Annotated in this window: 14 protein-coding genes and 1 riboswitch; of the genes, 7 read left to right on the forward strand and 7 right to left on the reverse strand. The window is 42.0% G+C overall.

What is annotated here, in order from left to right; all coding sequences use genetic code 11:
• The first annotated feature begins 4 nt into the window (after positions 1-4).
• Genes MFMK1_RS04960 through MFMK1_RS04970 form a run of 3 tightly spaced genes read left to right on the forward strand, consistent with a single transcriptional unit; the run spans position 5 to position 3,118 of the window.
• Positions 5-1,294: an ABC transporter permease gene (locus MFMK1_RS04960; RefSeq protein WP_366924041.1), complete on the forward strand. Its 1,290-nt coding sequence runs from the start codon at positions 5-7 to the stop codon at positions 1,292-1,294.
• A gap of 4 nt (positions 1,295-1,298) precedes the next feature.
• A complete protein-coding gene (locus MFMK1_RS04965) occupies positions 1,299-2,420 on the forward strand; it encodes an ABC transporter permease (protein WP_366924042.1) in 1,122 nt (373 codons plus the stop codon).
• A 14-nt stretch (positions 2,421-2,434) separates the two neighbouring features.
• Positions 2,435-3,118 (forward strand): ABC transporter ATP-binding protein, encoded by a 684-nt coding sequence (locus MFMK1_RS04970; RefSeq protein ID WP_366924043.1) that lies wholly within the window; start codon positions 2,435-2,437, stop codon positions 3,116-3,118.
• A 79-nt stretch (positions 3,119-3,197) separates the two neighbouring features.
• Here MFMK1_RS04970 and MFMK1_RS04975 read toward each other — a convergent pair whose 3' ends face one another.
• The 7 genes from MFMK1_RS04975 to MFMK1_RS05005 all read right to left on the reverse strand — a co-directional run bounded on the left by MFMK1_RS04975 (position 3,198) and on the right by MFMK1_RS05005 (position 8,495).
• Positions 3,198-4,502, reverse strand: a complete 1,305-nt coding sequence (locus MFMK1_RS04975; RefSeq protein ID WP_366924044.1) for an ATP-binding protein — start codon at positions 4,500-4,502, stop codon at positions 3,198-3,200.
• Positions 4,503-4,710: 208 nt separating this feature from the next.
• Complete coding sequence (locus MFMK1_RS04980; protein WP_366924045.1) at positions 4,711-5,424, reverse strand: HD-GYP domain-containing protein; 714 nt, start codon at positions 5,422-5,424, stop codon at positions 4,711-4,713.
• A riboswitch (cyclic di-GMP riboswitch) is annotated at positions 5,405-5,488 on the reverse strand. Its footprint overlaps the gene before it by 20 nt.
• Before the next feature lie 189 nt (positions 5,489-5,677).
• Complete coding sequence (locus tag MFMK1_RS04985) at positions 5,678-6,403, reverse strand: LytR/AlgR family response regulator transcription factor (RefSeq protein WP_366924046.1); 726 nt, start codon at positions 6,401-6,403, stop codon at positions 5,678-5,680.
• A gap of 12 nt (positions 6,404-6,415) precedes the next feature.
• Positions 6,416-6,547: a cyclic lactone autoinducer peptide gene (locus MFMK1_RS04990; protein ID WP_366924047.1), complete on the reverse strand. Its 132-nt coding sequence runs from the start codon at positions 6,545-6,547 to the stop codon at positions 6,416-6,418.
• Entirely contained in the window at positions 6,547-7,170 is a 624-nt protein-coding gene (locus MFMK1_RS04995) for an accessory gene regulator ArgB-like protein (protein WP_366924048.1), read from the reverse strand. The genes MFMK1_RS04990 and MFMK1_RS04995 overlap by 1 nt, the downstream gene beginning before the upstream one ends.
• Complete coding sequence (locus MFMK1_RS05000; protein WP_366924049.1) at positions 7,130-8,011, reverse strand: sensor histidine kinase; 882 nt, start codon at positions 8,009-8,011, stop codon at positions 7,130-7,132. Before MFMK1_RS05000 ends, MFMK1_RS04995 begins: the two co-directional genes overlap by 41 nt.
• On the reverse strand, positions 8,004-8,495 hold the full coding sequence (locus MFMK1_RS05005; protein ID WP_366924050.1) for a hypothetical protein: 492 nt from the start codon (positions 8,493-8,495) through the stop codon (positions 8,004-8,006). Before MFMK1_RS05005 ends, MFMK1_RS05000 begins: the two co-directional genes overlap by 8 nt.
• A 324-nt stretch (positions 8,496-8,819) precedes the next feature.
• On the opposite strand from MFMK1_RS05005, the gene MFMK1_RS05010 reads away from it, so the two are divergent.
• From MFMK1_RS05010 to MFMK1_RS05025, 4 genes are all read left to right on the forward strand, one after another.
• Entirely contained in the window at positions 8,820-9,497 is a 678-nt protein-coding gene (locus tag MFMK1_RS05010; protein WP_366924880.1) for a cytochrome c biogenesis CcdA family protein, read from the forward strand.
• A 243-nt stretch (positions 9,498-9,740) separates the two neighbouring features.
• Positions 9,741-10,577, forward strand: a complete 837-nt coding sequence (locus MFMK1_RS05015; RefSeq protein WP_366924051.1) for an ABC transporter ATP-binding protein — start codon at positions 9,741-9,743, stop codon at positions 10,575-10,577.
• Positions 10,507-11,274 carry an ABC transporter permease gene (locus tag MFMK1_RS05020; RefSeq protein WP_366924052.1) on the forward strand — a complete coding sequence of 256 codons (768 nt, stop codon included), beginning with the start codon at positions 10,507-10,509 and terminating at the stop codon, positions 11,272-11,274. Before MFMK1_RS05015 ends, MFMK1_RS05020 begins: the two co-directional genes overlap by 71 nt.
• An 18-nt stretch (positions 11,275-11,292) precedes the next feature.
• Complete coding sequence (locus MFMK1_RS05025) at positions 11,293-12,318, forward strand: aliphatic sulfonate ABC transporter substrate-binding protein (protein WP_366924053.1); 1,026 nt, start codon at positions 11,293-11,295, stop codon at positions 12,316-12,318.
• The last annotated feature ends 4 nt before the right edge of the window (positions 12,319-12,322 follow it).

The raw sequence follows: 12,322 nt of genomic DNA on the forward strand, positions 1-12,322 counted from the left end.
CTGAATGTTTTTACGTATGCTTAAAAGGTCCTTTTTGAAAAGCGGGCGCACTAAGCTGCTGGCGATTCTGACCATTGCGCTTGGTGCATCGTTAGCCAGTGCGGTGCTAAGTACTTCTTTGGACATAGGCGACAAAGTCAATAAGGAATTAAAAGGCTATGGGGCGAATTTAATGGTACTTCCCCAAGTGGATACCTTACCGGTGCAGATACCAGGCATGGCCCTGGATCCACCGGCGGAACAGCGTTACATTCCGGAGGACCAGTTATCTCAAATTAAAATGATATTTTGGCGCAACAACATTCTTGACTTTGTGCCCTATCTTTCTGCAGGAGCCGCTTGGCAAGGCCAGGACATAGAAGTTATAGGCACTTGGTTTAACAAGGACCTTGTGATACCTACAGGCGAGACGGTTACTACCGGTGTTGAAAATTTAAAATCATGGTGGGAAGTTACCGGGGATTGGCCCGCGGATGAGCAGAAAGGGGAAACTTTAGTTGCTGAGCCACTCGCAGTTAAAGCGGGAATAAAGCCGGGTGACACTATGAAGGTGCAGTTAAATTATGGCGGTGAAGAATTTCGAACAGTGGTGCTAAAGGTATCGGGTATAGTAGACACTGGCGGCGAAGAAGGTGACCTTATTTTGTCGCTGGATTGGCTCCAGACCCAGGTTAGTCGGGAAAATCAGGTGGAGAAGGTAGAAATTAGTGCTCTGACCACTCCGGAGAATGAACTAGCGAGGAAAGCAGAACGAGACCTGGAAAGTCTTAGTGGCGAAGAGTTTGAGAGATGGTACTGTACGGCATATGTAGAAAGCATTGCTTATCAAGTGGAGGAAGCTATCCCTGGAGTCTCTGCCAAGCAGATACGTCAGGTTGCTCAGTCAGAGGGAAAGGTGCTGGGTAAGATACAGATACTGATGGCTCTGCTCACGGTGGTGGCTTTAGTGAGTTCTGTTTTAGGTATTTCCAACCTGATGTCAGCCAGTGTGCTGGAACGCAGTAAGGAAATTGGTTTGATGAAGGCGCTAGGCGCCAGCGGTTTGCAAGTGGCTCTTATTTTTTTAGCAGAAGCTGTATTGCTGGGTTTAATCGGCGGTACCGTCGGTTATGTGGTGGGTTTTGGCTTTGCGCAAATAATTGGGCAGACGGTTTTTTCCGCCGCTGTTACGTTTAAATTACTTGTAGTACCGCTGGTACTTCTATTATCTGTGGGAGTAGGCATTTTGGGTACTGTGTTGACTATGGGTAACGTATTAAAACTGCAGCCGGCAGAAGTGCTGCACGGGAGGTGAGCCTATGGGAAAGACCGATATGTACCTGCGTTTAATTAGAGGCGCGGTACTTAAAAGAAGATCACGAATATTGATATCTCTGCTGGCTGTTGCTCTTGGTGCAGCGGTGGTATCTGCAATGGTAAGTGTTTACTATGACATGGAAGTGAAGATGCATAGAGAGCTCAGAACCTATGGTGCCAATGTCGCCGTGGCTCCGGCCAGCGGCCAGCAATACATAGGTCAGGCAGAATTAGAAAGATTAACAGCCTCTGTACCTAAGAATAAATTGATAGGGTTTAATTCATATCTGTATGGCGTTGTGACGGTGGATGGTCAGCGATTGGTCGCGGCAGGGACACATTTTGACCAGGCGACCAAGGTTAGCCCTTATTGGAAAGTAGAGGGAGCATGGCCGTCAGCCGGCAAGGTGTTGGTTGGTAAAGCTGCTGCGGAGAAACTACAAGTTAAAGTGGGGGATAAACTGCTGCTGGCAGCTGAAAAGAGTACTGGCCGGATGGCACTAGAAATTTCCGGTATCTTAAGTACTGGCGCGATAGAAGATAACCAGCTATTCATGGATATGGAGATGGCCGAAGGACTTTTTGGCTTACCTGGTCAAGTAAATATTGCGTATGGGAGTATCCTTGCAGATGCCCAGTGGGTGGAAAAATGGGCTGTGAATAATTCTGACTCTAAAACTTATGACGCAAGGCCTATTAGAAAGATTTCTCAGGCGGAAGGTAATATTTTGGAAAGAATTAGTGCCTTGGTATACTTGCTAGTGATAGTTATTTTAGTCTCTACTTTATTATGTTTAGCCAGTACGGCTATGGCTATGGTGCTGGAAAGGCGGCAGGAAATTGCCCTTAAAAAGGCACTAGGTGCTGACAATGTGTCGATAATGAAAGAGTTTTTTGGTGAAAGCATTATTCTTGGAGTGGTGGGTGGTTTTCTTGGTTGGCTGCTTGGACTGGCGCTGGCGCAGGCCATCGGCTATAGTGTTTTTTCGTCAGGAGTGACAGTTCGCTGGCAGGTGATGCCTGTAGTGCTGGGGACAGCAGTATTGTTAAGCTGCTCAGCAAGTCTATTACCTATTAGAAAGGCAATCGCAGTGCAGCCGGCGGTAGTGTTGAAAGGTGATTAAGAAGGAGGAGGAAAATGGATCCAATTTTGTCTTTAAGTAATGTATCCAAGATATATGCTTCTGTTCATGCCTTGGATGATGTCAGTGTCAATGTTGATGAGGGAGAATGGGTAGCGGTGATGGGCCCTTCCGGTTCTGGAAAGACTACCATGATGAATGTGATCGGTTGTATGGACGTTCCGACCCAGGGCGGCGTCCGTATCAATGGGATTGAAACGGGTAAATTAACGCCTCGGCAGTTAACTAAACTGCGGCGGGAAAAGATAGGATTGGTTTTTCAGCAGTTTCATCTGGTGCCGCACCTTACTGCTGTGGAAAACATTATGCTTGCACAATATTATCACAGCATACCTGATGAAAAGGAGGCACTGAAGGCCTTGCAAAGGGTCGGGTTGGTGGAAAGGGCGCAGCACCTACCAAAACAGCTGTCTGGTGGTGAGCAACAGCGGGTCTGCATCGCTCGAGCACTGATTAATTACCCGGACATTATCTTGGCAGATGAACCTACCGGGAACCTTGATAAGGTCAATGAGCAGATTGTGATAGACTTATTTAAAAAGCTTCACCAGGAAGGACATACTATTGTAATGGTGACTCATGATCCTAAAATGGGGCAGCTTGCCCAGCGGCGAATTGAATTAGAACACGGTAAAATTTTGCGGATTGGGGCGGTTAATAAGATAATTATGTCTGGGTAACCGGGCGTGGCTGCAGCGTTTTTGCTAAACTAAATGTGGGCCATACCAAGGGCATCAAGCTCCATTCACGTGCTTCTTATTATTTTGAAGTGGCAGGAAGTTTTATAAAGAAAATTGTACCCTTATCATGGTCTGTTTCAAACCAAATCTTTCCGCCATGTTTCTTTATTGTCACTTGAACCATGTAGAGACCCAAGCCGTTGCCGCCCTGCCGCTCATAAACAAAGGGCTCGAAAAGGGTTCCTTGAATATTCTCTGAAATTCCTGGCCCATTGTCTTCAATTTTAATCGAAAATTCATTATTCAGAAAGCTGGTAGAAACAAATAATTTTCCTCCGGAATCTAACACTTGCACAGCATTTAAAAGCAGATTGTAGATTGCTCTTTTAAAGGCTTTAACCTGCAGCGTAGCAAGAGCTTCACCCTCTATTGAACTAGTAAGAATTATGCCCTTGTATTTGCACAAAAAAGCTATTTCTCCAAGTACTTGTTGCACTACGTTACTGGGGTTTTCCTCTTCAAATCTTTCTTCGCTATATAAGCCCAGTACGTCTTCCATCATATCCGCCAGGTAGTCTATTTGTGCAACAATTTCTCTGAAATATCCCCGTTCTTTTTCGGTGACCGCATTTGTTACGCCCAACTGACTGATACCTTTAATAACAGTCATAGGATTTTTCAAGTCATGTACGGCTGTTGCCAGTAATTTATCCGTTGAAGCTGAGAGGTTACTTTTAGTTATAGCTTTCTCAGCATGGCGGTCAATAAGAGTCTGTTCAATTGATCCGGCAGAGGTTAAGGCTGATATAAGTTTTATTGGGTCAGGGAATTCCGCAGGAACAGTGACACCTATTGCACCTATAATACTACCTTCTTTATTTCTGAGGGGAACGCCCAAACATCTATAAGAATGATATATTAAACAATAGTGGTCTTCGCCGCATACTATTACAGGTTCCCCAGTAACTAAGGCGGTACCGAGACCGTTATTTCCTATCGTTTCTTCGGCCCAATTAGCTCCTAGACAAAGAGCTGTATCTTCCCCACCCAGTTTTTGGGGAGTGCCATATGCGTCAATAATCCACCCTTTATTATCGGAAAGTACCACCATATGGTGAGTGCCATATAAGCTTAAAGAAAGTTGCTGTAAATACGGCTTTGCTGCTTCAATTAAATCTTTGTTTGCATCTCTTTTCGCCCGCAGTTCTTCTTCACGCAGGATTTTACAATTAACGTTGCCAGGGTCTATACCAAGTTTTTTACAGCGTATCCATGACTCTGCCGTAAAGCGTTTTATATTTGTTTTTTGGAGTACAGCTTCCCATTCTTTAAGTTCTTCATTAGTCTGAGGATAATGAAACTTATAGGTTACCATCTTTAGCATGATCCTCCATAAACATATTTTTAACTTCCGGCCCCAGAGATGTTGCCACGGTTATGGGGGGGCACGCTTCTTGGGGAGGGGTTTCAGGCATTTTCCCAGGATGAATTGCTTCCAGTATGAAGTTGCATTAATGGGGAATATTTTTCTGCTGTGGATATCGCCCCAACGTGTTTTGGTATAAATCTAGACAGGGGATCGTATTCATTTTTTAATGGTGGGAATATTTTTTAAATGGTTTTTCCATGCAGATAATCTCTATAAATTTATTAACCAAATAACTATCAAATTGAATATTACTATTATTTTTAAGTTCATTAAAACAGTCTTTTAAAGATCGTTTTTTTTGGTATGGTCTTGCGGATATCATTGCATCAAAGGCGTCAGCTATACTAATAATTTTTGCACCTAACGAAATCTGGTCCCGGTTCATTCCGTAGTACCCAGTACCGTCCATTTTTTCGTGATGTTGACCAACAATAGGCAATATATTAGACGCCCATGGATATTTGGTTAAGGCAAGCATTCCGTTCTTTGGATGTAGTTTTACCAGTTCCCATTCTGTATGTGTTAGCTTGCTTGGCTTATCAAGTATAGCAGTTGGTGTATATATCTTACCAATATCATGCAACAAAGCTCCTAGGGTAATTTTTACTAGTTCATTATGAGAAAGCTTTAATTTAGCAGCTAATAAGTAGGAAAGCAGCGAAACATTTAAACTGTGTTGAAAGGTTAGGAAGTGGTACTTATTAATCTTTTCTATCAACGTTACTATACTTTTAACAGCAGTTTCGTCAAATTCAGCTTCCTTTACTTCATTAATTTTTAGTTTGTTTAAGACATAGAATAAATCGGGCACAGGAAACGCTTGTTGTCGTAAAACAGGAATCAAGATACTTGCTCCTTTCGGCAGCTCGGCAGCCATAGTTTTCACCGTAGGCCCATAGCTTTGCGCCCTTGTCTTTCGAACAAGTTTGCCTTTATCGTAATATCATGCATAACAATATTTTGCCAAATTCGACAACACTGTTCAACCTAGTGGTTGCATATAACCATCTATCGTGCTTAATTAACCAATTGTCTGGGGTGTTAAAGCAAGTTGTTTACAGGGATGTTAATTTTAGGATATTCTTTCGGCCCAGCTAAAGTCTATGAAAGTAATAAGTTCACCCCTTCAATTAGAATGAAGGGGTGAACTCATTTTTCAGCTTTTCAAATTGATACCTGCTCATTAAGGCCTTCTTGTCATAATTCAAGAACTCAATTTCGTAAGACCTATTGCCTAAGTCAATAACTTTTAGTATCTTTTTTTTGTTTACAATGAATGATTGATGTACTCGCAAGAAAACATCCTTATCCATGGCAGTTTCCATTTCGTTAAGCGTCTGTTGAACTTTACAAATATCGAAGTCGGAATGTACTAATGCCTCTTTTCCTAACTTTTCAATAAAGATAATATCTTGCGGATCAACAAAAAAGGTTCCGTGTTTATTTTTTAAGATTAGTTTACCACTTTTTTCTTTTCTTCTTTTTAGGCGTTGGGCAAGCGAAGACAACACATCGTTAATCTTTTCTTTTTTTATTGGTTTTAAAATGTACTCAAAGGGATGTACCGCAAAAGAATCAATAGCATACTTAGAATAACCGGTGATAAAAACAAATTCCATATCTGGATAGATATTGTACAACATTTTTGCCGTATCTATTCCGTTTAAGTTTTCTTCTGCGTTCAATTCTATATCCAACATTGCTACATTTGGTTTATATTTGTATGTCAGCTCAATGGCTTCCTTCCCACTTGAGGTAGCTATAACTTCTGATACTAGTGGACTTTGCTGGATAATCTGTTTCAGGTATCTCTTTGTATAGTGTTCATCTTCTAGAAGCAAAACCGTAAACAACACAATATCAATCCTTTACTTTAAAGCTTCAGGAACATCGGGTTCGTATAGTGACCACCAACTTTGTGTACTTACACCCATCAGCGCAGTAAACAGCGCTACTGAGGCCAGACTGGATAGGCTCCATACTTTAATTTTTTTCAACATTAGTTTTCACCTCCTTTATTTGGTATATCTAATAAATTATCAATAAATCTAATTGGTTTATACCCGAAGGGTGTCATTAGCAACGAACTAGCACCCAGACCCACTAAAAGGGCAAAGGCCTCCTGCCTTCTATCAAACATTAACAATATCAAGGAAGCGGTTACTATTCCCAGCAAAATTCTTATTGTCTTGATCTTTTGTTGTGCTCTTAATTTAGGATTAACGATGGTTTTTTTTTCAGTTCCTGCAGGGACCCAGCGGTAAACTGTTTGGGCAGTCACCAGCGTCACAAAGAGAAGAAAGAAGAGTAGAAAATTATCAGTTACGTTTACCAGTGACAACCGAGCTAATATCAGCAGCATCAGCACACCTAAAACCAGGCATCGTAGGTAAGTACTCAAATGTACGCCGCCGCCAAAAAGGCGCATTGGGATAAATGATAACAAAACAAATAACATTGGCCAGCTGATGCCCAAAAAGTATGAAAGGATAAGCAGGCTGATTAACTTAGTGAAAGAGCCTAAAATAATTTCCAGGCCGTATGCATAAACCTCGATTTGTTGATCAGTTTCAATATTGTGACTAATGGCTTGCGCCAGAACTAAGGACAGCTTTTTTATCACCTTTATCACCCTTCACTGGTATGGAGACAATAAAAGTAGTTTTTTCTTTTAGAATGACTTTTATATTTCCATTGTATTTTGAAACCAATTTTTTCACCAAATGTAAGCCATAGCCTCTGGCTTCCGAAAGTTTTGTAGTATAACCGGCATTAAATATTTTGGTCGAATTTTTTTCCGATATAGTCACTCCACTGTTGGAAACATAAAAGTTGATATAACCATTTTCCTTTTTTATCTCTACGGAGACGCGTTTTTTGCCTTTAAGTGGTAACACAGCCTCCAATGCGTTATCTATCAGATTACCTAAAATGCTGCATAATTCCCAAGAATTTACATGAAGACGGGACAAATCACATTTTACGTTAAAAGCAAATTCAATCCCTTTACTTTCCCCGACCTGTTGTTTAGTATTTAACAGAGCGGTTAAAGCGGGGTGCCCTACTTGAATTGTATCCTGTAAATACCAATATTCCTCCACCAACTCCTCTAGATAAGACTCTGCCGCTTCTATTTCCCCCAGATAGATCATGGCCTGAAGAGTTTGGATATGTCTTGTATGTTCGTGTTTCTGTGATTGTAGTAATGTCAGTAAGGTTTCAATGTTACTAAGGTGTTCTTTCAACAAGCTGACTTCGGTAATTTTCTTTGTATTTTCCTCATGTTTTTTAATTGATAAAATAATCAGCACAGTTAAAACGGCAATAATAATATCTATATAAGGCAATAGCCGTTCTAAAGCATAAAAACTTTTTTCTATGTAAACATAATGATTTACCATAAGTATAAAAAAAGTCTGTAACAAAATAATTATAATTGCCCAATAATTGCTGTATTTACTCAAGGTTCTCATTCCTAATATTCTCGCTAAGGTCATAGAGAACGAAATCGAATTTAACTACAATTATATATAGTAAAATCATAAGAACAGCAGAGGGGATAAACAGCCCAAAATTCCACCAAGGATTGGTTTTCGTAATATCTAGGTCAATTGATAAGGTATTAAATAAAATCGGCAGGGTTAGAAATTGTGTAACACCAGTCAACAGAGCGCCAGTCATAACACAGATAAATCCTTTTAGAAGCGGTACCTGAGAAAAAGCGTATAATAATAAGGTTCCGAACACCAACATAACTATTGTATGTAACCCGAAGAAAACAGGTAATAACCTTGCCAAATAGCCGACAAAAGCAGTTAAGAAGGAAATTAGCAGCAACTGTTTAACGGTTATCTTAATATTAAACAGTCTTAAGCTTAGTGACAGCAGTAGAAACGTTTCCGGCACACTTTCGACTAAAGCAATATACCAAGGTATAGGATGAACCAAAGGAACTCCCCCTAAAATTTAATTTGATATATTACTTAGGGACTTTGTACTAATTCTCCTTTTTTCAACACTTTCTTTCAAAAAAGTGTATTTAACCACATAACCGACATATTTAACCATTTTCATGAAACTACCCAGTGATGTTATGGTGCTTTTTCCCCAACACCTGACAACGTGACATAAATGAAGAACAAACTATCTAGACCCTTACCAACTTGAGGAATTAAATTCCTGGCAGGAATTGGCTGCTTCTAGGTCTTTTTGCAAAAAAAGTTCCATAAAATACTACAAAAAGTAGTATTTGGAGGGATTAAATTGGTTGATATGGTTACTAACGGTCCGGTATGGTTATTCTTTGGCGGGCTAATTACTTCCTTAAATCCATGTATGTTGATGGTCGCTCCATTGGTTGCCGGATACGTAGGTGGAAGTGGGAGTAAAAGTTATTACCTGCACTCTTTTCTATTTTTATTGGGTTTTTCGGGGATGCTGGCATTAATTGGCCTCGGGGCAGGTGCATTAAGCGGCTTTGTCAACGTTATACAGGGTATAGGCCATTATGTTTTGGCGCTAGTATACTTTTTATTAGGTTTCTATTTAATAGGAGCGTGGAAGTGGGTTACTTATTTACTAAAACCGCGGGTTTGGGTGTTTTATCAAATGCCATTGAACATCAAACCGCCCTTTGCCATGAACGGCAGCAAATTTGGTTCGGTTGGCTTGGGAACGGCTGTTGCGTTTACGCCCTCACCTTGCATCACTCCAGTAGTTCTGGCAGTAGCAACATATATTATACCCACTGCTGGGCCTTTAGAGGGTGCTGGCTACCTTTTTTCCTTTGGTTTGGGGCACGGGATACCGCTGCTGCTTGCAGGTGGCGGGGCAGGTATAATTTTCACCAAGCTTCGCCGAAAGAGAGTGGTAAGGATTATTAATCCTATGATTGGGCTCGGGATGCTTGGCTTAAGTATCTATTTCCTGATTAAAGGATTATCGGGTTAATATCAATAAAGATTTTATGTTAATTTGTCTGTTAACAAGCAAAAATTGGAACTTGGCTGCCCACACCTCCTTTGGGGGTGTGGGCTTATGTGTTTCTGTTTCAATATGGTCTTTGCGCGCCCGCATTACATCCAATACTAAAATGATAATTTAAGTGGAAATAGGCCTTGACTTTTTGGTGAAAGGAAGACTACAATATAAAATATATAATTCCTATCGGAATAGAGGGGATTGAGGATTACCATGCTTAAAATTCGAAACGTTAGCAAGATTTTTAGCGATAAGAAACAAGCTCTGCAGGTTCTAACTAAAATTGGTCTTGAAGTGAGGGAGGGGGAATTCATCTCATTATTGGGTCCGTCCGGCTGCGGAAAATCAACGCTGCTCAATATAATTGCCGGGTTGGAGAAACCTACTGAAGGCCAGGTTAATATTAACGGTCAGGCTGTTGCGGGCCCCGGGACAGATCGGGTGGTTGTTTTCCAGGATGCTGCACTTTTTCCTTGGCTGAATGTCCTTGACAACGTACTGTTCGGACTAAAACGTCTCGGCATCGAGAAGAAAGAAGCAAAAATAAAGGCTAAAGCGATGCTAAAAACTGTCCACCTGAGTAAATTTCTGTATTCCTACCCTCACGAATTGTCCGGCGGTATGCGTCAAAGAGTCGCTATTGCCCGAGCATTGGTAATGGACCCGCAGGTGCTGCTAATGGATGAGCCATTCGGCGCATTGGATGAACAAACCAGAATGATGCTGCATAAGGAACTTGAAGATATTTTTCTAGAAACAAAAAAGACAATTATATTCGTTACTCATAATATCCGCGAGGCCGTACGTCTTTCTGACCGTATTATAGTATTCGGAACCCGTCCTGGGCGTGTGATCAAACAGTTTTCCGTTCATGCGACGCGACCTCGTCAAGCCAATGATTCCAACCTCGTGCACTTAGAAAATAGGATAATGGAGCTGCTTCAAGTAGAAATAGAAAAAGTGGCGAAGGAGGAATTAGATGATGGGTACAGCTTTTCGAAAGATAGCATTCCTTGGGATCCTGATCGGGATTTGGGAAGTGGTATATAGGCTGCAGATATGGCCCCCATTTCTCTTTCCTTCTCCTAACGATGTTCTCAAAACTTTAATAAGCGGCTTTAAAGATGATACATTCACTTTAGCCCTGGCAGTCAGTTTTCGGCGCCTTTTGATAGGCTTTGGCCTGGCGGTGGCAATTGGTACGATGTTAGGGGTTCTTACTGCCAGTTTTACTTGGGTAGATGAAACACTGGGTTCATTAATTTTATCCTTACAAAGTGTTCCCAGTATTGTTTGGCTGCCGCTGGCACTGCTGTGGTTTCAAATGGGCGAAGCCGCCATCATTTTTGTCGTAACTTTAGGCGGCACCTGGAGTATGGCCTTAAGTGTGGCATCGGGCATTAAAAACGTGCCAGTTATTTTTATTAGGGCTGCCCGAACAATGGGGGCGTCAGGACTTACTTTATTCATTGAAGTGGTTTTGCCTGCTGCAGTGCCCCACTTGATTACCGGTACTCGATTAGCCTGGGCCTTTTCCTGGCGGGCGCTGATGGCCGGTGAATTAATAGGTACCGGTAAAGGATTGGGTCAAATCTTGATGTGGGGACGGGATTTTGGCAACATGAGCCTGGTTATAGCGGTCATGATTATGATAGCTGTCATTGGTTCGGTTTCTGATAATCTCGTCTTCAAGAAAGTGGAAACGGCTGTTCTGCGGCGCTGGGGGCAACTGCCGGGTAGTAAGTAATAAAAAAGGAGGGATATTGTGAGGGATATTGTGAAGAAAAGAAGTTGGGTTAGGCGAAAGATGATGTTAGTGATATTAATTACCACAATGTTGCTGGTTGTCGGCTGTGGGCAGCAAGATGCTGGGGAGAGTAACACACTTCGAGTAGGCTACTTCCCGAACATTACTCATGCAGCTGCTATAGTAGGGGTGGAACAAGGAATCTTTCAGGAAGAGTTAGGCAGTACCCTTGTGCAGACACAAGTTTTTCCTAACGGGTCTTTGCTGATGGATGCTATTGTAACGGGGCAGATTGATATTGGTTACGCGGGCCCCGAGCCGATTATTAACCGCTACCTCCAAGGTGCGGATGTGGTAGTGTTAGGAGGTGCTGCGAGCGGGGGGAATGTGGTTGTTGCATCGAGAGATTCAGGTGTCCGCAATGTTGCGGAGCTGGCCAGCAAAGTGGTAGCAACACCGGCCTTAGGCTGTACCCACGACATCGAACTGAGAGCATTGATGGCGGAAGAAGGGCTTCACATGGAAAACAGTGGTGGGAACGTTGCCCATCGAACCCAAAAACCTGCGCTGATGATAAACTTAATGGAACAGGGGGAGCTTGATGCTGTATCAGTGTCCGAACCATGGGCGAGTCTGATGGAGGAAAAGATTGGTGCTAAGGTGATTGTGGAATGGGATGAAATGCCTTGGGACGGAAAGCTGCCATCAGCTTTACTGGTAGCCAGCAAGCAATTTGTTGAAGAGCACCCGGAAATAGTTAGGAAATTGCTAAAAGCGCATTTAGCAAGCATTGAACAGATCAATAAAAATCCTAAAGAAGCCGTGAAGGTGGTAAATACCCATATTTCCAATCTCACGAAATCAAAGTTAAGCAGTGCGGTAATAGAGAAATCATTGCAAAGGACAAGAATAACTCATCAAGTGGACCCTAAGGTGCTTAACGAATTAGTAAGTAAAGCCGCTAAACTGGGCTTTTTTGAAAAAACTGATGTTGACGGGCTGGTGGACACCACCATATTAGATGAGGTGGCACGAAATAAATAAGCGT

This window comes from Metallumcola ferriviriculae (assembly GCF_035573695.1).
Taxonomy (GTDB): domain Bacteria; phylum Bacillota; class JADQBR01; order JADQBR01; family JADQBR01; genus Metallumcola; species Metallumcola ferriviriculae.

What these genes read in the sequence shown, in the direction of transcription:
- MFMK1_RS04960 (WP_366924041.1), top strand. Translation starts at nt 5, where the DNA reads ATGTTTTTACGTATGCTTAAAAGGTCCTTTTTGAAAAGCGGGCGCACT.
- MFMK1_RS04965 (WP_366924042.1), top strand. Translation starts at nt 1,299, where the DNA reads ATGGGAAAGACCGATATGTACCTGCGTTTAATTAGAGGCGCGGTACTT.
- MFMK1_RS04970 (WP_366924043.1), top strand. Translation starts at nt 2,435, where the DNA reads ATGGATCCAATTTTGTCTTTAAGTAATGTATCCAAGATATATGCTTCT.
- MFMK1_RS04975 (WP_366924044.1), bottom strand. Translation starts at nt 4,502, where the DNA reads ATGCTAAAGATGGTAACCTATAAGTTTCATTATCCTCAGACTAATGAA.
- MFMK1_RS04980 (WP_366924045.1), bottom strand. Translation starts at nt 5,424, where the DNA reads ATGGCTGCCGAGCTGCCGAAAGGAGCAAGTATCTTGATTCCTGTTTTA.
- MFMK1_RS04990 (WP_366924047.1), bottom strand. Translation starts at nt 6,547, where the DNA reads ATGTTGAAAAAAATTAAAGTATGGAGCCTATCCAGTCTGGCCTCAGTA.
- MFMK1_RS05010 (WP_366924880.1), top strand. Translation starts at nt 8,820, where the DNA reads ATGGTTACTAACGGTCCGGTATGGTTATTCTTTGGCGGGCTAATTACT.
- MFMK1_RS05015 (WP_366924051.1), top strand. Translation starts at nt 9,741, where the DNA reads ATGCTTAAAATTCGAAACGTTAGCAAGATTTTTAGCGATAAGAAACAA.
- MFMK1_RS05020 (WP_366924052.1), top strand. Translation starts at nt 10,507, where the DNA reads ATGATGGGTACAGCTTTTCGAAAGATAGCATTCCTTGGGATCCTGATC.